Below are 21,583 nucleotides of genomic sequence, written 5' to 3'. Positions count from 1 at the left end.
ATGAGGAAAATCGCATGGCTTGCGATGGCATTGTTATTCCTGCCGGGAATCTTCCCGGGCGTCGCATCGGCGCAGGAGGGCTGGTCTGCCGGGATCGGCGCAGATATGACGTCTATTTCCGCTGCTCCGGACGGGAGCCGTATCGCCGTCGGCAGCCGAGACGCCAAAGCGCTTGTCTATGAGGCGGATGGTAGTTTGGCGTTCGAAGCGCCGGCCGGCAACGTTGTAAACGCGGTCGAGCTTCTGGAGGACGGCAGCCTGCTGCTCGCTTCGGACGATCGGCGCCTGTACGCTTACGATCGCGATGGTAAACAGCTGTGGGCAACGGATTTGAAGCGTCAAGTCAAGAGCATGTCCGCTTCGGACGACGGCTCTCTGATCGCCGCCGTCGTGCAGCGCAACGGCGATCTCTTGTACATCGACGGCAAAACCGGAGAGCAGGTAGGCGCGGTGCCGATCAGCTCGACGATGCGGACGGTCAAAGTATCGGAGAACGGACAGTGGATCGCCGTGGGCTCCACCGACCAATACGCTCACTTGTTGAGCCGGGAAGGCGTGGTCGGCAAGATCGGCGCCAAAGGACAGATTCAGGCGATCGACGTCTCCAACGAAGGGTATACGGCGATCGGGACTAAGCTGAACGAAGTCGAGCTGTTTAATCCGCAAGGCCAGCCGGTTCATGTCGCCAAGACGCGGGACCATGTGACGGACGTCGCCTTCTCGGCGGACGGCAAGACGATCGGCGTCTCGGATTTATCCGGCTACTTTTATATTTTTGACGCAGACGGAAAAAAGCTGTGGGAATCCAAAGGCGGCAGCAACGGCAGAGCCGTCGCGTTCGATCCGGAGGGCAAGACGCTCTACGGGGGCACGAACGAAGGCCGTATTCTCGCATTCGATGTCGGAAGCGTAATCGCCAAGTCGAAGAGCGAGGCTAAAATGAGGACGATCGTATGGGGAGTAGCCGTACTCGCGGCGCTCGCGTTGATCGCTTTTCTGCTCGGCTGGATGAGAAGACGCAACAAGCTGGGCATTTTCCGGGAAGTATGGCGTTCGAAATGGATCTACGTCGGACTGGCTCCAAGCTTTATTCTCATTTTTACGTTTTTGTATTTTCCGGCCTTCTCGGGCTTGTTTCATTCGCTGTACGAATGGCAGCCGGGCGGCAGAACGACCTTCATCGGTTTGGACAATTTCAAGCGCATGCTGAACGACCCGTTCGTCACCAAAGGCCTCGGAAATCTGGTCATTCTGGTCGTAACGGGACTCATCAAAACGCTCATTCCCCCGCTTATCGTCGCGGAGCTGATCTACCATCTGCGCAGTAAAAGGCTGCAGTATGGCTTCCGAACCGCGTTCACGGCTTCGATGGTCATTCCGGGCGTCGCGGGGTTGCTCATATGGCAAAATTTTTACGATCCGAATCTGGGCTTGTTCAACAACTTCCTGAAGCTGATCGGGCTCGGCTCGTGGGCGCACGGCTGGCTCGGCGATCCGGATACGGCGCTGTGGGCGCTGATCTTCATCGGCTTCCCGTTCGTCGGCATCCTGCAATTGCTGGTGTTCTATGCGGGGCTTCTGTCCATCTCCGAGGAGATGATCGAATCGGCGAAGATCGACGGCGCCACTTTGCCTCGCATTATCCGGTCGATTCATCTGCCGCTGCTCGCCGGTCAATTCAAGTTTCTCATTATCCTTGGACTGATCGGAATCATTCAGGATTTCAACGGCATTCTGATCGTTACCGGAGGCGGGCCGATGGATTCGACTTATGTCCCGGCGCTGCAGATGTACTACGCGGCGACCAAGTTCAACGAACTGGGGTACGCGTCGGCGCTTGGGGTCAGCATGTTCGCGATCATTCTGATTATTACGGTCATCAACTTGAAGTTTATCAAAACGGAAGACCATTAAGGGGGGCGAGACCATGCGATCGTTTAAAATCAGCCATGTCCGCCAGCTCGTCATCATCGCGCTGCTGGCCTTGCTCGTCTTTCTGACGCTCGTGCCGATCTTGTTCATGCTCGTCAGCTCCCTGAAGAGCAACGCGCAAATTTTGGGCAATTTCTGGGGGCTGCCCGCGCCGGCCAGATGGGGCAACTATGGCGAAGCCTTCCACAGCATTTGGCGCTACATCGTGAATACGATCGCCTATGCCGTCGTCGGCAGCGTGCTCGTCATGGCTCTGTCGTCGGTGTCCGGCTATCTTTTTGCGAAGAAGACGTTTCCGGGCAAAGATTTCTTGTTTATGCTGATGCTGGCCATGATGATGGTTCCCGGCATCCTGACGCTTATTCCTTCCTATGTCCTTTATGAAAATATGGGGCTGACGAATACGCCGTGGGCGATCATTATCGCTTGCGCCGCCGGTGGACAAATTTTCGGAACGTTCCTGTGTCGGACGTTCATGGCCGGATTGCCAAGCGAATTGTTCGAGGCGGCTCGTATCGACGGGGCGACGGAGCGGCGCGTGTTCCTTCAGGTCGTGCTTCCGCTCTCGGTGCCGATTCTGGCGACGCTGTTCATTATGCAGTCCGTCGGCGTGTACAACGATTATATATGGCCGCTGCTCACGATTCGCGACAGCAATCTCCAGGTGATCGCGGTCGGACTGACGATCTTCACCAAGCAGTTCGGCATTACCGATCTGGGGACGCGTTTCGCTGCATACACGATTGCGTCGCTGCCGCTGCTGGCCATCTTTTCCTTCGGGATGAAATACTATATTCAAGGCATGACGCAGGGCGCGTTAAAGCTGTAGAGCGGAGGGGATTTAAGGTGATCCGCATGTCGGACAGAAGCGCGCCGATGTATCAGGTCATGATCGACGATCTGAAAACGAAAATTCGCAGCGGAGAGTATCCCAAGGGCTGGCCGCTGCCGAATCAGCAGGAATTAGCCAAGCTGTACAAGGCTAGCGAGATTACGTCCCGCAGAGCGCTGACCGAGCTGGTAAACGAAGGTTACGTCTACAGGGTACGGGGCAAGGGAACGTTCGTGCTTAGCTCGGATCGCGAAGAGGCAGAGACGGAGGGGAGCCCGCCGCCCGTTCGGCATATCTTTTTCGTCTACCATAATCTATCCGTCGATTCGCTTAATCACCGGTATTGGGGAGATATGCTGGAAGCGATGAGGGAGGTCTGCGAAGAGAACGGGATCGAGTTCTATTTGTGGGCGGTTGACGAGCGGTATCGGCTGCCGGAGAAGCCGGGGGCGGCATACGTATTGGTCACTCCGCCTTACAACTTCGACCAGAAGTCTCTGGAGGCATGGAGGGACGAAGGCAAACGGCTTGTGACCGTGCAATTTTATTATCCGCACTTATCCGTTCCTTACGTCGTTGCGGACAATTTGACCGGGGGATACTTGGCCACGCAGCATTTGCTGTCGCTTGGACATAGGAGGACCGGCATCATATTGACCGGGAAGTCGGTCGTCGATCTGAACCAGGAGTTCTCGCTCCGGCTGCAGGGCTACCGCTTGGCGCTTCAACAGCATCAAATTGCGTTCGAACCGGAATTGGTGCGCGTCATGGACGGAGAGTCCGAAAACACAGAGATGGGCTACCGGGGGTTTAAGGAGCTGTTCGGCAGCAGCGGCTTTGAGCCGCCGACTGCGGTATTCGTTACAAGCGACCTGAAGGCGCTCGGCGCGATTAAGGCGGCGCAGGAAATGGGGCTCGACGTTCCCGGCGATGTCAGCCTGATCGGCTACGACGATCTTCGAATCAGCGCCTACACGTATCCACACCTGACGACGATCAACCAGAATACGGCGCAGATCGGCCGTCGAGCGGTCGAGATTTTGCTGCACGAGCTGCCGAGAAGTCCGGGAGAGCTTGTCAAGGACGAGATCGTGCCGAAGCTGGTGGTTCGCGGGACGACCAGGGCGCTTAGCTAACGGGCGAGTAACGTTTTGGCAAGAAGGGTAAGAATGGCAAAGCTGCTCGCAAGGGCGGCTTTGTTTTTGTTTTGCGGAAGGAAGAGAAGGGCGTTGCGAGATATTGCATTTTTTCGATGCAGACCGTCTTGACATGAATTCGGGATAATGTGAAAATAAGGTTGTGTTGGCACTCGGGCTGAGTGAGTGCTAATCGCCCGTCAAAACCGTTTATCGTTAGTCTATTTACATATCCGAGAGGAGAACAATCATGGAAAAGAAACAATTCCAAGCGGAATCCAAACGACTGCTCGAAATGATGATCAACTCCATTTACACGCAGCGGGAGATTTTTCTGAGAGAGCTAATCTCCAACGCCAGCGACGCCGTAGACAAAATCTACTACAAAGCGCTGACCGACGAAAACCTGACTTTTAACAAAGAGGATTACTTCATTAAAATTACCGCGGACAAAGCGTCTCGCACGTTGACGATCTCCGACACCGGCATCGGCATGACGAAGGACGAGCTGGAGAACAATCTGGGCATTATCGCCAAGAGCGGCTCGCTCGCGTTCAAGAAGGAGAACGAAGCGCAGGACGGCCACAACATTATTGGTCAATTCGGCGTTGGCTTCTACTCGGCGTTTATGGTTGCGGATCAGGTAACTGTGACGAGTAAGGCGCTTGGCAGTGACGAAGCTTACCGCTGGGAATCGACGGGCGCGGACGGCTACACGATCGAGCCGACGGGGAAAGATACGGTCGGTACGGAGATCGTGCTGAAGATTAAAGAGAACACCGAAGAGGATCAATACGACGAGTTCCTGGAGCAGTATCGGCTCAAGGCGATCGTCAAGAAATACTCCGACTTCATTCGTTACCCGATCAAGATGGACATTACGGGCAGCCGTCCGAAAGAGGGCGACGACAAGGAGTTCGAGGAGTACGTCGAGGAGCAGGTCGTCAACAGCATGGTGCCGATCTGGCGCAAAAACAAAAGCGAGCTGACCGACGCCGACTACGAAAACTTCTACAACGAGAAGCGCTACGGCTGGGATAAGCCGCTGAAGCATATCCACCTCAGCGTCGACGGCGCGGTTCGTTATCAGGCGATTTTGTACATTCCGGAAAATACGCCTTTCGATTATTACACGAAGGAATTCGAAAAAGGCTTGGAGCTGTATTCCAACGGCGTGCTAATCATGGAAAAATGCGCCGACCTGCTGCCGGATTACTTCAGCTTCGTGAAGGGCATGGTCGATTCCGAGGATCTGTCGCTCAATATTTCTCGGGAAATGTTGCAGCATGATCGTCAGCTGAAGCAGATCGCGAAGAACATCCAGAGCAAGATCAAAAGCCAGCTGCAAAGCTTGCTCAAAGACGAGCGCGAGAAGTATGAGAAATTCTATGAAGGCTTCGGCCGTCAGCTCAAGTTCGGCGTTTATAACGACTACGGCATGAACAAGGATGTGCTGCAGGATCTGCTGTTGTTCTACTCCTCCAAGGAGCAGAAGCTGGTCACGCTGGACGAATACGTCTCTCGTATGCCGGAAGAGCAGAAGTTCATTTACTACGCAACCGGAGCGTCGAAAGAGCGGATCGAGAAGCTGCCGCAAACGGAGCTTGTCGCCGACAAAGGCTACGAAATTCTCTACTTGACCGATGACATTGACGAGTTCGCCGTTAAGGTGATCGCCAGCTATAAGGAAAAAGAGTTCAAATCGGTTTCCAGCAGCGACCTGGGCATCGAAGCGGACGAGAAGGACAAGGAGAGCGCAGCCGAAGCCGAGGAGAGCAAAGAGTTGTTCGAAGCGATGCAGGAATTCCTGGGCGACAAGGTGAAAAGCGTTCGGGCTTCCAAACGCTTGAGAAGTCACCCGGTCTGCTTGAGCACCGAAGGCGATCTGACGATCGAAATGGAGAAGGTGTTGAACGCGATGCCGAGCAGCCCTGGCGTTAAGGCCGAGAAGGTGCTGGAAATCAACGTCAACCATGCCGTATTCCAGTCGCTCAAGGACGCTCACGCCAAGGACAAGGAGAAGCTGAACCTGTACACAAGTCTGCTGTATAATCAAGCGCTGCTCATCGAAGGCTTGCCGATCGGAGATCCGGTCGAATTTACGAACGATATTTGTAAAGTGATGGTATAAAAAAGCAAGGGGCCGTCGGCCGATTCGATGTTAACGAGTCGGCGGGCGGCCCTTTGGCGTTGAATGAGCGCATGTAGGAGCGGCTCAAGCGAATAAGTCCGCGAGGAGGTCTTATCGCCGCCGAAACGCCGCCGAAACGCCGCAACTTGCCCGAGTATTACTCGCTATCGTCATAGGAAGGCGAATATAGTTGGAACCTGTTTTTGCCCAACTCTTTGGACCGGTAGAGGGCGTTGTCCGCATTTTCGCATAGTGTGCGGGAGTCGGCGCCATGCTCCGGAGCGAGGGCGATGCCGATGCTCGCCGTAATATGCTGTTCGAGCAGCTTGACTTCGGACGAGATCGCCCGACGAACCGAGCTCAGCACACGGGATGCCCTTTCCTCAGCCTCCTGCGGCGTAACCGACGGCATCAGCGCCACGAATTCGTCGCCGCCAAGCCGATAGGCATAAGCTTTGACGCCGATTGCGGCGCGGATCCCTCGTGCGACGCCGCAGAGTACCCGGTCGCCGGCATCGTGGCCCATTCGGTCGTTGACGATTTTGAAATTGTCCAGATCGATCAGCAGCAGCCCCGGTTTGCCGTTCGGCTTCGCTAACGTTTTGCGAATATCCTCCTCGAAGGCCGCCCTGTTCATCAACCCGGTCAGACTGTCATGAAAGGCCAAATACATCGGTCTGGCCACCCAGCCGGCAATAAGCAACGACAATCCAGCAGCTATGACAAGAACTCCGAACAGCTGGTAGATAAACGTTCGGGTATTGACGCTAAGCACACGATCCAGCTCTTTTTCGTTGTAGGCGATTTCCAGTACCTTTAGTCTGGTCAAACTCATATCGTACAACGACTCGTGCCGAACGTAGCGGTAGACAACCGTCTCTCCTTGATGTTCCTCGCGGTATTCGGTTGTTTTTCCGGTAGCCAGCGCAGTATCGAAGGCTTGCCTTTTCGTTCCTTTCAACGCCCCATATCCGCTAGATTCGCCAGTGCCCCCGATCGGCCGGCTGGCGTTATTCAGAACGCGAATCCCGTTGATGGAGGAGTTTCCGAGTACAAGCTCGTCGATGGTTTGAATGAAGTTAAACTTTTGATAGATTTCGTTTTCGTACTGCGAAGCACCGAGCTCGATAATATACTTCTTATCTTTTGTTGCGATATAGCTGTATTTTTTTAATTCCCCGGAATGCTGCTCCATATCGATGCCATCTGCAAAAAATCCGCCGTCGGATCGCCTCATATCCAAATCCTCCGTCAAAGAGGCGCAGCATTCGTCGAAATCCATGCCCAGATCGGGCAAGTAGCTGCTATAGACGATTTTGTTTTCTTCGTTAATTAAATAGATATCGACTTGATAAGTCTCTTTCAGCTTCTGAAAATCCCACTTGCCGATATCGGGATCCAATTCATATTTGTCGACCAGCTCGTAGGATATCTTCTTCATGTCGAGCATTTTGTTTTGCCCGAACAGGGAGTAGGCTTTATCAAGCGTGTTTAACGCCCGGTGAATCGATTTTTCGTAAAATTCGATCTGCTTTTCCGTATTCGCGATAGCCTGGTCCCTCATTCTGAGATGATCCGAGATAGCCAGCAGCGCAGAGACCAGCATTGCAAACAGAATCAAGGCGCAAGCGAGCTTTAGCTGAAATCGCGATTTCATGTTGGACAAGTGAATCTCTCCTGTCTGACCGATGGTGGAAGGATTAATCGAAACATTATAATGTTTTTGTTGAAATGGCAGATTTTGGCTAGAAATGAGCCGGTAAGTCTGTTATGATGATGCCATTGTTTTCCTTTAATATGGGTTATATCTAAATCAAGGAGATGTCGGAATACGTGAAAAAAATCTTATCCGTGTTGTTCGCAATTTTGTTGGCGACGACCGGCGCCAATCTGGCGACGGCCGCTACGTCCACGGCGCCTTCAAAAGCGCAGTCTGCCGTAATTTCAAAGTATATGACCGCCGTGGAGACCGGCGACCGGAAGCTGCTGAAAGGCATTCTGCATCCTTCCGTTAAAATCAACAGCACTTCCTTCGAGGCTCTAGACGGAGTTAAGTCTTTTATCGACGAGAATGACGGGTTTATCAAGCATGTCGACGTGAAAATCGTAAAATCCGGTTCTCCGGACAAAAAGCTCGGACAAGCCTTTAAGCTGAGCGGTTATCTGATTACCGCAACTCCGGAGATTTTCACCTTGTCCAAGTACAGCGTCAGCGTCTATTTGCTTAACGACAAGGGCAACCCGAAATTCGTAACCGAGAAATCCGCGAAAAACGATCTGATCGAAGATCTGGAGTCCGTGCCGGACAAAACGTGGGCCAAGGTGGAGAAGCTGTTGACGGATAAATACGGAGAGGAGTATTTCGAGCTGCTGGCCGGGGAGTCCGACGACGAGATCGCTTCGGAAGAGGCGGGCTACTATTATACGGCCGATGAATTGATCGAAGAAGCGCAGCTGGAATACAAGGATTTGAAGTATGCCAAGGGAGTGTTCACGAACACCGGCAGCCTCTTCTCGCAGATCGTGCTGTCGGATACCGGGTTAACTTCCGCCACGTTCAAGTTTGAGAATACGGGACCGACCGATCTGATCGTTTCCGCAGACGGTTCGGGACAAGATGAGGTAATCGTAAAGGCCAAATCGACGAAGACGATTACGTTCGAAGCCGATCCGTCGATTTCTCATTTGTTCATCATTCGCTTCGACAAGGATTACGACTCCAAGAACAGCGTCAGCGGCAAGATCGCGTTTAAGCTATCGGGGCTGAAGGCGTATACCGAATAGGCGAGTTTTCCGCGGAGCCGTACATGAAGCAATTCAAAAAGCAATTCAAAAAGCGCATGCATCTCCTTCTTTTTCTCGAGGAGATACATGCGCTTTTTTTCAAATATCTCGTAAATCTACAACATCAGCTCCAGCCATTGCTCCTTCGTGACCGGACCTACATAGAAGGGCAGCTCGATGCCGTCCAGCAACGAGCCGATGGCGGAAGCTTCGTAGCGGGTGCCGATAAATTTGGCCGCGAGCTCCGCGCTGTCGCCGCGTCCGAAGAAGTCGCCGTAGATCGCGGCTCCGGCGATCACGCCGTCCTCGACTTGCAGTCGCACATCGAACGTGCCGGCGCCTTCGATTCGCTTCGTCTGCCGCACGTTAAACGCCGGAGAACGGCCGTAGTTCCACTCCCAGCTCCGGTAACGCTCTTCGGCCAGCTTGCGCACATTGGCCCAATCTTCCTCGCTCAGCTCGTAGCGGGGAATTTCCTTTTCCCCCTCAAATAGAGAAACAAGCAGCTTCTCCCGGAACTGCTCGACCGTCATCGGCTCTTGAAGAAATTCCACAATGTTAGCCACGCGACTGCGAATCGATTTGGTCGCCTTGGAAGCATATTTCTCGGCGTTGGCCTTCAGCGCGGATACGACATTCTCGATTTCCGAATCGAATAGCAGCGTGCCGTGGCTGAACATTTTGCCTCTGGTGGAGAACTGCGCGTTGCCGGAAATTTTGCGCTCTCCGACCTGCAGATCGTTGCGGCCCGTCAGCTCGGCTTCGACGCCCATTTTATTCAAAGCGCGCACGACCGGCTCGGTAAACTTCTTGAAATTGTGGAACGATTGGCCGTCGTCCTTCATGATGAAGCTGAAGTTCAGATTGCCCAGATCGTGATAGACGGCGCCACCGCCGGACAATCTGCGCACGACGTGAATGCCGTTTTCCTTCACGTACTCGGCGTTGATCTCTTCCACCGTATTCTGATTTTTGCCGATAATGATCGACGGTTCGTTAATATAGAACAGCAAGTAGTCGTCCGTATCCGGAAGCGAGCGCAAAATATATTCTTCAAGCGCCAGATTCAGCGTCGGATCGGTGATGCCGTTATTGCTGATAAATTTCATCGCGTTTCCCTCCGTTGGGCGGATAATGAACTTGCCTTTTCATTGTACCTCCGAGACCCGCCGCTGTCACATCTTGCCGTATTTGGCCGTTAGCTCGGATAGCAGCTTGCGAATGCGCGCGATCAGCTCCGGCGGCTCCTCCACGGTCGCTTCGCTGCCCAAGCCGAGAAAAAACTTGGCGAAGTAAGGAAGCTCGCTTTCCGGTACGCACTGATCCAACCGTCCTGTTCCGTCCTCCCGCACCTGAATGAACGGGATATGCGACAATTCTCCTTGGCATCGCTGCACGCCCTCGCGGCTCAGCTCGGCGACGATGCGGGCTTCGATCCGATCTTCGCGTCCGACGTCCTCCCAGTTGCCCAGGTGAATAAGGCGCAGGTCTAGCGGTTTGATTCCAGTCCCGTCGAAGGCGGCCGATCGCATCCGATCGCAGCGGAACAGGCGAAAGCCCCGGCGCAGAAAACAGTAAGCCGCGCAGTACCAGAAGCCGTTGCTCGCATAGATGCCGACCGGTTGAATGCTGCGCTCCGAATCTCCCTGCTTGTTCTCGTACCGGATCGTCACCACTCGCTGCCGCACGGCCGCCTCCAGCAAAATGCCAAGCCCTTCGACCTCCTGCTGCCGGTTGTGAGCATGGAAATCGACCCGGTTTTTCATCTCGTCGATCCGGTCCCTGACGTCTCCCGGCATGTAGAAATAGAACTTCTGAAGCGCGGATGAAGCTTCGGCCTCGAACGGCAGCGACTGGTAGTGGCGAAGAGCATGACTGGCAAAAAACATCGCGACCGCCTCGCCCTCGCTGAACGCGATCGGAGGGAGGATTCGCTCCTTCAGCACCTGATAGCCTCCGTGCGGACCCACTTCGGAATAGAGCGGGACGCCGAGCTCGCCAAGCTCCTGCAGGTCTCTCATGATCGTTCTGGGCGACACGCCAAACTCGGCGGCCAACTCCTTCACCGTAAATTTGCGCATTCGGTTCACAGTCATCATGAGTTCCATCAAACGCTTCGATTTCGACATCGGTTTTTCTCCCGTTTTTTTGACCATAATTATGACAGCAGTTGTCACTATTATAAGCTATAGTGGAAGGCGAGACCAACGATACAGACAACTATCGCTAAATCGAGGAGAGATTAGGATGAACGAACTGAAGGAAATGAAGCAACTGCTGTTCGAGGAGCTGGAGCTGATTGTCGGAACGACCGTTAAGCTTCTTGGCAAAATCAAAGCCGAGCATTGGGAGCACCGTCCCGCTGCCAACATGAGAAGCTTGCTGGAGCTTGCGCAGCATCTGGCGGGAGTGCCTTCGGTGGATTTGCTAATTTTGCAGGAGAATGCCGAAGAGGCAATCAGACAGCTTGAAGCGCGGATCGAAGCGGATGGAGAAAGTGCGGACAAGCTCGCGGGATGGATGACGTCTGGCATGGCCGAACTGAAGGACTACATGGAGAGCTTGTCCGACGAGGATTTTCTGCATAGGAAAACAAAGCCGTTCTATTTGGAGCACGGATCTTCGCAGGCCAAATGGCTGATCGAGATCGTTACGCACGCCCAGCACCATCGCGCGCAGATGTTCAACTATATGAAGGCGCTGGGCTACGAGATCAGCATGTTCGATTTGTATAGCGCATAAGCGGATATTGCGGCTGAAGACAGGGAGGCGTTCTACTCGACGACGGAGTAGGCGCTTCTCATTTTGTCCAGACCATGACGCGCCAGCTCCAGCGCCGAGCGATCGCCGACGTCGCGCAGGAACAGCTCCAGCGACAGAAACCCTCGATAACCGAGCTTGTTCAGCCTGCGTGCCAGCTCGCCGGAGGGAGCGATTCCGTCTCCGGGGAACAGACGGTCCTCGTCTCCGATCGTCTCCCGCGGAGGCAGGTCGGGATAATCGTTCGCATGCACGATGCCGATGCGATCCGCGGACAGAAAGTCGAGATCGTTAAAAGAGCTGCCGCCGGTATACATATGGAACGGATCGAGCAGGAGGGGGGCATCCGCTACGCGGCTTTGCATGGCGATGTACACCGCTTCGCTTAAGCGGTTTAGCTTGGGCGAGCGACCCCAAAATTCCAGAACCGGAGCGACGCCGTGCTTCCGGCATTGCTCGGCCAACGCGGCAAATCGATCCGCAATGTCGTCCAGCGAAGCGTTCGCGAGGCTGCCGAACGGAGGCGCGGCAAACGACGGGCAGCCCAGCTCGGACAGCAGCGCCAACTCCTCGTCAGTCTGCACGGCGGCGCTCCGGCGAACCGCTTCGTCTTCATCTGCCCATGCAATGAACGAGATAGCATTGGCGATTTCGATGCCAAGACCCTCCGCTTCCCGTCGCAGTTCATCCGCCGTCCCTCCTTCCGCCACATGCTGCTGCAGGTCCTTCATCCAGATTTCGATCCCGTCATAACCCGCCTGGGCGGCAATGCGAATTTGCTCACGGATACCAAGCTCGTAAGGAAACAACGTAGAAGCGTTAAGCGCCGTGCGAAAAGGGAAATGAGCCATCGTAGAAACCTCCGTATTTTCCGAATTTGACGAGAATAACATGTTCACTTTGACGATAGATCGCACCGAACGCCGTCGTTTACACGAGCGGCGCCTGCTTTGTCTGGCGCAGCTTGCGATGTCTTTGCGGCGTAGTGCCGAACAGCGACTTGAACGATTTGTGGAAATGTCCCAGATTGCCGAAGCCTGCCTCCAGGGCGATATCCAGCACGCTTCTGTCCGAACCGAGCAGCAGGTTCTCGGCGTACTGCAGCTTGACGCAGTTTAAGTAGGCAAGCGGGGACTGGTTCTCCCATTGCCGGAATACCCGGCATAGATGCGCATGGGATTTGCCGGAAAGCCGGACCATCGCCGGAATGCCTTCGAGGAAGTTGGCCGGATCGTCCATTTGCTTGCAGAGCCGGGAGAGCCACTCCGGCTTCCCATCGCGTTCCGCGGCGGCTGCCGGAAGGAAATAATGCCCGTACGTCTCCGCCAGAATCGAGCGCAGCATGGTCCGGAACCGTTTTTTGTCTCTCTGCGGAATTCGAATCAGCCCGGTTAGGCGATCTTGAAGCAGCCGCATTTCCTGGCGGGACAAATGTACGACGATCGGATCGGGCGCAGAGTGAAAAGCTTGCTGCGGAAACCCGGCGCCCAGGTACGCGAACAAATCCGTCAGCGTATGCTCATAGAAAGACAGATTGATGAGTCGGCAATCGGTATCCGGAAGCGGCTCGTAATAATGAACGTCCCGAGGGCGCATAAAGACGAGATCCCCTTCTTCCAACCGTTCCTTCTTGCCGTTGACGCAATGATAGGCGGCTCCCTCGACGATAACGAAAAATTCGTAAAAGTCGTGGGTATGGATTCCGGAAGTATTTCCGATGCCCGTAATGTCGCGATAATGGCCCTCCGCTTCGGGATCGATGCCGATTTCCGCTCTGAGCGTGACGATGTCCATTCGCAGGCTCGCTCCTTTCTCTATCAAAATATCATATTTTTCGTCCGGCGCGGAGTCGAATTTGACCCAATGCAAAAATAGCGTAGTTTCGTGCGAGTAATCGGCAAGACGAGCCGAGACGGCCGTGATAGCATGTGCTTAACGACAATGTCAACCGAGGGGCTGATTAGCGATGCTATTGATCGATCAGAGGGAACGAATCGATGCGGGCTTGCGCGTGTACGAGAGCGCGAAGCTTCGCTTTTATGGCGTAGAGGGCTTTGACGTATACAACGTGTCCATTCCTTTTCGTTGGAAGGGCAAGGAGTACATGTTCGGGCGCGTGGAAAGACGGGAGGAGTGGGCGCGCTCCTGGGTGCGGCTGTTTGAGAAAATCGGACAGGACGAATGGTCGCTTGTTCCCGGCTCCATGATCTATCAACTGGAGGATCCGTACGTAAGTCTGATTGGCGAAACCTTGGTCATGGGAGGTACGCATGTCCGGTACAAGCAAGGCGGCGTGGACACGTACTTCGGATACTTTTACCGGGGAACGGACGTGGACGATCTTTATTATTTTACGACCGGACCGGAATATATGAAGGATATTCGTCTGGTAGAGATGGACGGCGGGCGCATCGGCGTATTCTCGAGACCTCGCGGCGAGAACGTGCGCAGGAAACACGGAAGCGAATCGATGATCGGCTTTACCGTCATCGACAGTCTCGACGAGCTGACGGCGGAAGTCGTGGAGAACGCGCCTTATATCGACGGCCTGTTCGGCAAGGACGAATGGGGAGGCTGCAATCAAGCCTATTATTTGGAGAGCGGCAACGTAGGGGTCATCGGTCATAAATGCTATAAAACGGTCGGAGAAGACGGCCAGCTTAAGCAGGTGTATATGAACTTCTCGTTCGTGCTAATCGTGGCGAGGCATGAGGCGGTCGACCAGAAGATCATCGGCACGCGCTCCTGTTATCCGGACGGACCGGCGAAAAAGCCGATGCTGACCGACTGCGCGTTCACGTCCGGAATCGTAATGAGGGAGGACGGGAAGTGCGATTTGTATAGCGGCATAGGGGACGCGGAGGTTGGTCGGATCGCGATCGATTACCCGTTCGAGGGATATGGCCGGATCGTCTCGAGGTTCTGACAGCGGAATGTCGGGATGGGCGAAGACAAGCGACAAACCTCGGGGTTGTTCTTCTTAAGGAGCTGTCCCATAAGTAGGGTCGTACAAGATGATCGATTAGGATAAAGTGCATGTATCTTCTGGAGACCTAATCATGACCCACAACGTTTACTATTTATTGGATATTAAACTTTTACGACGGATCTATTTGCACACATGAGCTTACGCAGTGAAGTTAGTCGGAAATTCGTACAACGCAGCTCGAACCAGGCTTAAACGGCGGACGTTTGTAGGAAAAACCGCACAAAGCAACTCGGTTCAGACTCAAACGACGAACGTTTGTAGGGAAAATCGTATAAATCGACCAAGATAAGGGATTCTAGGTCACTAAAGCGTCTTCGATAATTATACGAATAACTTCTGGGGATTATCTGGAATTTTTGTGGGTCATGATTAGCCTGGAGACTGCCTCATACGGTCCCTAAATCACCTTTTAACGGGTTTACCCATTCAGATTTCGGGATCACGACAATCTTCCCTATCGCTCATCTTTTCGTACGACTCTTTTTACTTATGGGCCAGCTGCCTACTTATTGGACAGCCCCTCTTGTTGCTCCGAACGGAGCAATGCTATCATTAAAACTTGCTAGGGCGTGTCTGAAAACCCGCTCAGGGGCATCTTTCACCGCTTTTTCCTCCAGTACGCCTTCACAAAACTTCCTTGCATGGAACGAAAATTCGGCAAAATTTGCTGCCCTCGGAGTATTCAGACACGCCCAAACCCGCGCCACACCTACGATTCATGAGTAAAAAGTTTGTTTTTCAAACGAATCTTGCAGGATCAAACTTCATTTTTCCGTGAAAAAGAGTAATCTGAACAGTAGCGGAACGGTCGAATTCAGCCATTTATTGTAAGCGCTTCACAACGGGTGTATAGAGACAGGGGGACGAAAATGAAGCGTATGTTGGAAGGGATCAAGCTTAGAACGTGGTATTCGAAATTTTTCTTGTCTTTCGTCGTTCTATCGGCGGCTATGGCTTTAACCGTCACGACGTTGCTGTCGCAGGCTTTCTCCAAGGGCTCGGCAGAGCAGATCAACGAAATTTCGCAGAAGAGGCTGGAGCAGAGCAGAAGCGTGTTCGAGTTCGTGCTCGATCAGGCGCGGCTCGTCGCGCTTCAGCTGTCGTTGGACAACGATCTTATTCGGACGATGAACAGCCCGGAGCCGACGGCGGACTATTTTCTCTACAGCGCCACGCTCCGGAAGATCAACGATCAGATGTTAACGAACAAAAACATATACTCGATCACGCTTTACAACGGGCTAAGCGACGCTTTGATCGGGACGGACCGGGATAAGGCGAAAGCCGAGCAAGAGACGATCGCTTGGCTGACGGAATCGGAAGCCGTGCAAAGCTTGGGCAGGGCGATTCCGCGCAGGCTGGAGGTAGAGGGACGGGAGGAGCCGGGGGAACGGGTCTATACGGTATTCTGGTACGACCGGAATTACGAGAGCCGGGAGATTACGAGCGCCATCATATTGAACCTGACCTTGGACGGCTTCGCCGATCAGCGGGCAGGGACGGTCGAAGGAGACAGATTTCTAATTCTGGACCAGACGGGACGCCTCGTCTTCTCTCCCGGTTCGGACCGATTTCTCGACGATCTCTCGGAGACGGCTCTCGTAGAGCGAATTCTATCCTCCGAAACGAATGAAAGCTTCATAGACGAGACGGGCAGCGGGAAGACGCTCGTCTCCTCGGTCTATTCGGAGCAGCTCGGCTGGTATTTCGTCTCCGCGATTCCTTACGAGACGGCGACGAAGCCGATCTCCGACATTCGCAGAACGGCGATCTGGACTTGTCTCGCTTTGTTGGCCTTGGCTCTGGTCGTTTCCGCCGTCTTGAGCGGGATGCTGTCCTCACCGTTGTCCAAGCTGGCCCGGAAGGTGCTTGCTTCCCCAATCGATACGGGGAGCATATCGGAGAAGAAGCTAAGCGAGATGGAGATTCTAAACCGCTTCTACGCCAATGTGACGGAGAAATACGAGCGGCTGGAAGCGACGAGTCGAAGCTCGCATCTGTCCATGAAGGCCGAGTATCTTAAGGAGCTGCTTCACGGCATCCGAGTACCGGAGCCGGGCGAAGCCGCGCAATACGGTCTGAATGTCGATCCGATCGGAGGGGACGCTTCGCTACTGGTAGCGGTTCTGAAGCTCGACGGCATCGCGGAGCTGGCAGTGCGTGAGGACGAGCTCGATCATACGGTCCGTGCCGTTCTGTCCGACTTCGCGGAGCGTTATCTGAAGAGCAGAATCGCTTGCGACGTCGTTAAGGTCGACAAGGAAATCGTTCTGCTCATCGGAGAAGACGGGACGTCGCAGAGAGCGTCCTTAGAAGCGCTGAGCGACTTGCAGCGAGAAGTGGCGCAGGATTACGGCGTGACGCTGACGATCGCCATCGGCCAGCCGGTTCGCAGCGGACACGAGCTCGGCGACGCTTATTTGAGCGCGAAGGAAACCGCCTTGTACCGGCTTGTCCACGGGGAAGGGAAAATTCTCTTCTATGAGGAGATTGTGTCCGATATTATCGCCGATTTCGAATACCCGCACGCCAAGCAGAAGGCGCTGCAGGAGACGATAAAAACCGGGAAGGAAGAGAAAGCGGAAGCGGCCGCGGCGGATTTTTTCCGCGAGCTTAGGCGCGCTCCCTATCCGATGATCCGGTCCGCCGTGCGGTACCTGCTGTTCTCGCTGCTCTCCGCGGCCGCTTCGAACTCGACCGCTTCGACGGCTTCGGGCAGTTACCTCGGAGCGCTGGAGGAACTGGAGAAGATAGAGTCCTTGCAGCGGATCGAGGAATGGTTTGCACAGTACGCGAGGACGGCGATCCGGGCGGCGATGACGAGCAAGAAGCATCCGAAGTCGGGGCTCGCCGAAGATATCGCCTCGTTCCTGGAGGAGCAGTACGGCAATCCCGAACTCTCGATCGAGCTGGTGGCGGAACGGTTCCATTACAACGGAATTTATTTCGGCAGACTGTTTAAGGAGCTGTTTAATCGGACGTTCCTGGAATACGTGACCGAGATGCGGATTCGCAAGGCGAACGAATTATTGGCGGATTCGAAGCTGACGGCGAAGGAAGTGGGGGAGAAGGTTGGCTTTCTCAACGCCTCGTACTTCGTCACCTGGTACAAGAAGCATACGGGCTTGGCTCCAACCGAGTATCGGAAGCAGATATAAGGCGCGGCGCCGCATCCGGTCCGTTAGCATTCAGCGTCGCGAACGTTTGAAAAACTGCGATACGCGCCGCAGGCGCTTTTTCAAAGGCTTGAACCTCAGCGAATAAAAGCAAAGTTGCTTATTCAAACTTGTCGGTCCACCGATGTAAGCGCTAAATTGGAGACCGTAAGCCGAGAGGCGAGGCAAGGAGAAGGGGGTGAGCATCTTGAGGAGAGCCGCACGCTTTATATCGGCCGATCTCGTCAAAAACCGTTTTTTGTACGTATTGGCTTTGCCCGGACTTGTTTATTTCCTGCTCTTCTGTTATTGGCCGATGGCCGGGGTCGTCGTGGCGTTTAAGGAGTACCGGATGGACCTTGGCATCTTCGGAAGTCCGTTTAACGGCTTGGACAATTTCAGGTTTCTGACGGTCGACACGGCCTCGGTGCTGAAAGCGATCTTCAATACGTTGTTTCTGAACGCCTTGTTTATCGGGATCGGAACGTTCCTGGCCGTACTGACCGCGCTTCTGGTGAACGAGATCCGCTTTGCTTTATTCAAGAAGATTTCCCAATCGCTTATTATTTTGCCGAATTTCATTTCCTGGATTATCGTCGCCGTGTTCGCTTACAACTTCCTGAACACGGACTACGGCATCCTGAACGGTTGGCTGAAGGGCTTGGGAATCGATCCGGTAGGCTGGTACAATCGCGCCGAATTGTGGCCGGGCATTCTGGTCGTGCTGTATTCCTGGAAGACGGTCGGGTTCAACAGCATCATCTATCTTGCGGCCATCGCGGGAATCGACCAGGAGCAATACGAATCGGCGGCTTTGGACGGCGCGAGCAAGCTAAGGCAAATGTGGCATATTACCGTGCCCGGCATTTCCAAGACGATCATCATTTTGCTGCTGCTTGCGGTCGGTCGGATTTTCTACGGAGATTTCGGCATGATTTACGGACTCGTAGGCGATAACAGCTTGCTGTTCTCGACGACCGATGTTATCGATACTTACGTGTATCGCGCGCTGCGCACTTTGAACGACGTCGGGATGTCGTCAGCGACAGGCTTGCTGCAATCGGTCGTCGGCTTCGTTCTCGTCTTCGCGGTCAACGCTGCCGTACGAAGGCGCGACAAGGATTCCGCGCTGTTCTAGAACAAGAATCCGGAAAGGAGTCAACCGATGAAGCACCGATCGCCCGGCGACAAAATCGTTTCGGGATTCGCCTACGTTTATTTGCTCTTGTTCGTCATCGTCGCGATTATCCCGTTCATGACCATCGTCTCTACGTCGCTGACCGACGAGCGCTATCTTCGGGCGAACGGATTCGATCTGTTCCCCCACGAATTGACGCTGGAAGCATACAGGTTCGTGCTGGGCAGAGGGTCCGCTATTTTGGATGCGTACCAAGTGACGACAATCGTCACCGTGGCCGGCACTTTGTTCAGCATGCTGCTGACGACGATGATGGCGTTCGCTTTATCCCGGAAGGAATGGAAGATGGCGGGACCGATCTCGTTTCTCGTCTATTTCACGATGCTGTTCAACGGCGGCCTCGTTCCGTGGTACATCGTCACGACGAAGTATTTGCACTTGTACGATCATTTGCTTGCTTTGATTTTGCCGTATGCCATTAATGCGTTTAACTTGCTGATCATGAGGAGCTTCATCTCGACGATTGACAACTCGATTTTCGAAGCCGCCAAAATCGACGGAGCCAACGAAGTCCAACTGTTGTTCCGGATCGCGCTGCCCCTGGCGCTGCCTGGAATCGCCACGATCTGTCTGTTCTATGCGATCAGCTACTGGAACGACTGGTGGCTTGGGCTCATGCTCGTCAGCGACAGGGAGTTGTATCCGCTGCAATTGCTGATTCGGGCTATCACCTCCAATATTACGTACGCGGCGTCAAGCTCTTCGAACTCGTCGATCGCCGCAGCAGCCATCCCCAAGGAAGGCGTGAAAATGGCGACGACGGTGTTGACGATCGGGCCGATTATTTTGCTCTACCCGTTCCTGCAGCGCTATTTCGTTAAAGGGCTGACGGTGGGAGGCGTTAAGGGATAGCGAAATCCGCGGGGTCTACCGTGAAATTCGCAACCCTTGTTCATGGAATGTTGCTTAAAGAGGTTGTTCAATAAGAGGAGGACGTTGTATGCGTATTTCGTTCGGAAAATGGTCTGGAGTCGTTCTGTCCAGCGTACTGCTGGCCGCATTGGTAAGCGCGTGCGGTTCATCCAATAAGGAGGGCACGGCGTCTCCTAGCGGAACCGTCGCGCCGTCGGCCCAGGCAAGCGAGTCGGCGCCAAGCTCGGAGGCGCTGCCGGTCGTGACCTTGAATATCGTCTATCCGGGCGATCCGCAGCCGGATCAGGATGCGGTTACAGCGGCATTGGAGAAGAAATTGGCGGAAGACGGAGTTAACGTAAAATTAAAATACCAGTATATCCCGTGGGGAGATTATTTCCAGAAGCTGCCGATCATGCTGGCTACCGGCGATCAGGTAGACATCATGTGGACCGATCCGAACCTTCTGGGCACGTTCGTCAAGTCGAACTCGATCGCGCCGCTCGACGAGGCGCTTGCCAAGAACGGACAGGCCATCATTGCGGCGCTGGACGAGAAATACTGGCCTCCGGTCACGGTGAACGGCAAGAAATACGGCGTTCCGGCCGGCGCTCTGGGCACGACGAAAGGGTATTATACGGCGACGCTGCGCAAAGATCTGCGCGAGAAATACGCCTTGTCCGAAGTGAAGACGATGGACGACCTGCTCGCGTACGCCGAAGCCGTCAAGACGAACAATCCGGAGATGATCGTATTCAACGAGCCTCCGGCCGGGTTTCTGCGGGGAGAGCCGGTGCAAAGCACCGCCACCGACGGCATTGTGTTCAACTACGCAACGCTGAAGGCAGAAGCAAAGTACGATCGTCCCCAAACGATGGAGGACGCGCGATTTAGCCGGATGCTCTACGAGAAGGGGTATATCGATAAGGACGTGATGGTCGGGCGCGACATCCGCGCGGATTTTAATTCCGGCAAAGCCGCCATCGGCGGAGGAGACGTATACGAGTACAATAACTATGCCCGCAATATCGCGGTGAACGGCGCGCAGGTCGAGTTCGTGAGCATTCCGCTAACGACGGAACCCTATATGCCTACGACGACTTGGAACTTCCAGAGCGTCGCGGCGACCTCCAAAAATATCGACCGGGCGATTCTGTTCCTGAACTGGATACAGCAGAGCGAAGACAACTACGATATGATGACGAACGGGATCAAGGGAACGCATTACGACGTCAAGGACGGGGCGATTGTAGTTCCGGAAGGCGCGGATGCCGCCAAGATCGGTTATGCTCCACCGGAGTGGATGTGGCAAAATCCGAAGTTCCTGAAGCCGAAAGCATCCGACGCGCCCGATTTCATGCAGCAGCTGCAAGATTTCGATAAGAATACGAAGCTGTTCAGTCCAATTATGGGCTTTAACTTCGACCAGACGCCGGTCAAAACTGAGCTGGCCGCGATGAGCACGATCGAGAACAAGTACAAGTACGGCATTACGGCTGGCGTGCTGGACCCGGAAACCGCGGTTCCCGAGTATGGCGCGGAGCTGAAGAAAGCCGGTTTGGACAAAGTGATCGCCGAGTTCCAGAAGCAGGCGGACGCTTTCTTGGCCGCTTCGAAGTAATCGATAGGCGGGGCTTTCCCATAAGCATGTCAAGTAGCTTAGAAAGATAATCGATGATAATGGTGCAAGGTATATATACCTCCCTCCGATGCTATACGCTCCTGAAATCTGAATAGGTAAACCCGTCACAGGGTGATTTCAGGAGCGTATGAGGCAGTCTACGGGCTAATCATGACCCACAACGTTTACAATT

General features: G+C 54.2%; 16 protein-coding genes. 11 read left to right on the top strand and 5 right to left on the bottom strand.

The genetic code is table 11. From position 1 onward, the window contains the following. The 4 genes from J4772_RS22860 to htpG all read left to right on the top strand — a co-directional run bounded on the left by J4772_RS22860 (position 1) and on the right by htpG (position 6,031). Positions 1 to 1,914, top strand: coding sequence for an outer membrane protein assembly factor BamB family protein (locus J4772_RS22860; RefSeq protein ID WP_209071525.1), 1,914 nt, complete (start codon positions 1 to 3; stop codon positions 1,912 to 1,914). A gap of 13 nt (positions 1,915 to 1,927) precedes the next feature. Then, positions 1,928 to 2,761 (top strand): carbohydrate ABC transporter permease, encoded by an 834-nt coding sequence (locus J4772_RS22855; RefSeq protein WP_209071524.1) that lies wholly within the window; start codon positions 1,928 to 1,930, stop codon positions 2,759 to 2,761. A gap of 26 nt (positions 2,762 to 2,787) precedes the next feature. Further along, entirely contained in the window at positions 2,788 to 3,900 is a 1,113-nt protein-coding gene (locus J4772_RS22850; RefSeq protein ID WP_209077366.1) for a GntR family transcriptional regulator, read from the top strand. Between the two features lie 250 nt (positions 3,901 to 4,150). Then, a complete protein-coding gene (htpG, locus tag J4772_RS22845) occupies positions 4,151 to 6,031 on the top strand; it encodes a molecular chaperone HtpG (protein WP_209071523.1) in 1,881 nt (626 codons plus the stop codon). Between the two features lie 157 nt (positions 6,032 to 6,188). On the opposite strand, the gene J4772_RS22840 is transcribed toward htpG, so the two are convergent. Next, positions 6,189 to 7,688: a GGDEF domain-containing protein gene (locus tag J4772_RS22840; protein WP_247741212.1), complete on the bottom strand. Its 1,500-nt coding sequence runs from the start codon at positions 7,686 to 7,688 to the stop codon at positions 6,189 to 6,191. Between the two features lie 176 nt (positions 7,689 to 7,864). On the opposite strand from J4772_RS22840, the gene J4772_RS22835 reads away from it, so the two are divergent. Continuing rightward, complete coding sequence (locus tag J4772_RS22835; RefSeq protein WP_209071521.1) at positions 7,865 to 8,815, top strand: hypothetical protein; 951 nt, start codon at positions 7,865 to 7,867, stop codon at positions 8,813 to 8,815. A gap of 116 nt (positions 8,816 to 8,931) precedes the next feature. On the opposite strand, the gene J4772_RS22830 is transcribed toward J4772_RS22835, so the two are convergent. Beyond that, complete coding sequence (locus J4772_RS22830; RefSeq protein ID WP_209071520.1) at positions 8,932 to 9,924, bottom strand: lipoate--protein ligase; 993 nt, start codon at positions 9,922 to 9,924, stop codon at positions 8,932 to 8,934. Positions 9,925 to 9,990: 66 nt separating this feature from the next. Then, positions 9,991 to 10,944 (bottom strand): helix-turn-helix transcriptional regulator, encoded by a 954-nt coding sequence (locus J4772_RS22825; protein WP_209071519.1) that lies wholly within the window; start codon positions 10,942 to 10,944, stop codon positions 9,991 to 9,993. 118 nt (positions 10,945 to 11,062) lie between these two features. On the opposite strand from J4772_RS22825, the gene J4772_RS22820 reads away from it, so the two are divergent. Beyond that, the gene (locus J4772_RS22820; RefSeq protein WP_209071518.1) at positions 11,063 to 11,557 is read left to right on the top strand and encodes a DinB family protein; all 495 of its coding nucleotides are present in this window, start codon (positions 11,063 to 11,065) and stop codon (positions 11,555 to 11,557) included. Positions 11,558 to 11,589: 32 nt separating this feature from the next. Here the strand turns inward: J4772_RS22820 and J4772_RS22815 are convergent, their stop codons facing one another. Both J4772_RS22815 and J4772_RS22810 read right to left on the bottom strand, forming a co-directional pair. Next, positions 11,590 to 12,426: a sugar phosphate isomerase/epimerase family protein gene (locus tag J4772_RS22815; RefSeq protein WP_209071517.1), complete on the bottom strand. Its 837-nt coding sequence runs from the start codon at positions 12,424 to 12,426 to the stop codon at positions 11,590 to 11,592. A gap of 79 nt (positions 12,427 to 12,505) precedes the next feature. Next, positions 12,506 to 13,369, bottom strand: a complete 864-nt coding sequence (locus J4772_RS22810) for a helix-turn-helix domain-containing protein (RefSeq protein ID WP_209071516.1) — start codon at positions 13,367 to 13,369, stop codon at positions 12,506 to 12,508. A gap of 172 nt (positions 13,370 to 13,541) precedes the next feature. Between J4772_RS22810 and J4772_RS22805 the strand changes: the two genes are divergently transcribed. The 5 genes from J4772_RS22805 to J4772_RS22785 all read left to right on the top strand — a co-directional run bounded on the left by J4772_RS22805 (position 13,542) and on the right by J4772_RS22785 (position 21,390). Next, positions 13,542 to 14,501, top strand: a complete 960-nt coding sequence (locus tag J4772_RS22805; RefSeq protein WP_209071515.1) for a DUF1861 family protein — start codon at positions 13,542 to 13,544, stop codon at positions 14,499 to 14,501. A gap of 932 nt (positions 14,502 to 15,433) precedes the next feature. Continuing rightward, positions 15,434 to 17,722 carry a helix-turn-helix domain-containing protein gene (locus J4772_RS22800; RefSeq protein WP_209071514.1) on the top strand — a complete coding sequence of 763 codons (2,289 nt, stop codon included), beginning with the start codon at positions 15,434 to 15,436 and terminating at the stop codon, positions 17,720 to 17,722. Positions 17,723 to 17,927: 205 nt separating this feature from the next. Then, positions 17,928 to 18,857, top strand: a complete 930-nt coding sequence (locus J4772_RS22795; RefSeq protein WP_246016556.1) for an ABC transporter permease — start codon at positions 17,928 to 17,930, stop codon at positions 18,855 to 18,857. 27 nt (positions 18,858 to 18,884) lie between these two features. After that, positions 18,885 to 19,769, top strand: coding sequence for a carbohydrate ABC transporter permease (locus tag J4772_RS22790; RefSeq protein ID WP_209071513.1), 885 nt, complete (start codon positions 18,885 to 18,887; stop codon positions 19,767 to 19,769). Between the two features lie 88 nt (positions 19,770 to 19,857). Continuing rightward, positions 19,858 to 21,390 carry an extracellular solute-binding protein gene (locus tag J4772_RS22785; RefSeq protein ID WP_209071512.1) on the top strand — a complete coding sequence of 511 codons (1,533 nt, stop codon included), beginning with the start codon at positions 19,858 to 19,860 and terminating at the stop codon, positions 21,388 to 21,390. The last annotated feature ends 193 nt before the right edge of the window (positions 21,391 to 21,583 follow it).

This window comes from Cohnella sp. LGH (assembly GCF_017671885.1).
Taxonomy (GTDB): domain Bacteria; phylum Bacillota; class Bacilli; order Paenibacillales; family Paenibacillaceae; genus Cohnella; species Cohnella phaseoli.
The sequence above is the reverse complement of the archived record's forward strand: the minus strand, read 5'-3'. Positions and strand labels throughout refer to the sequence as shown.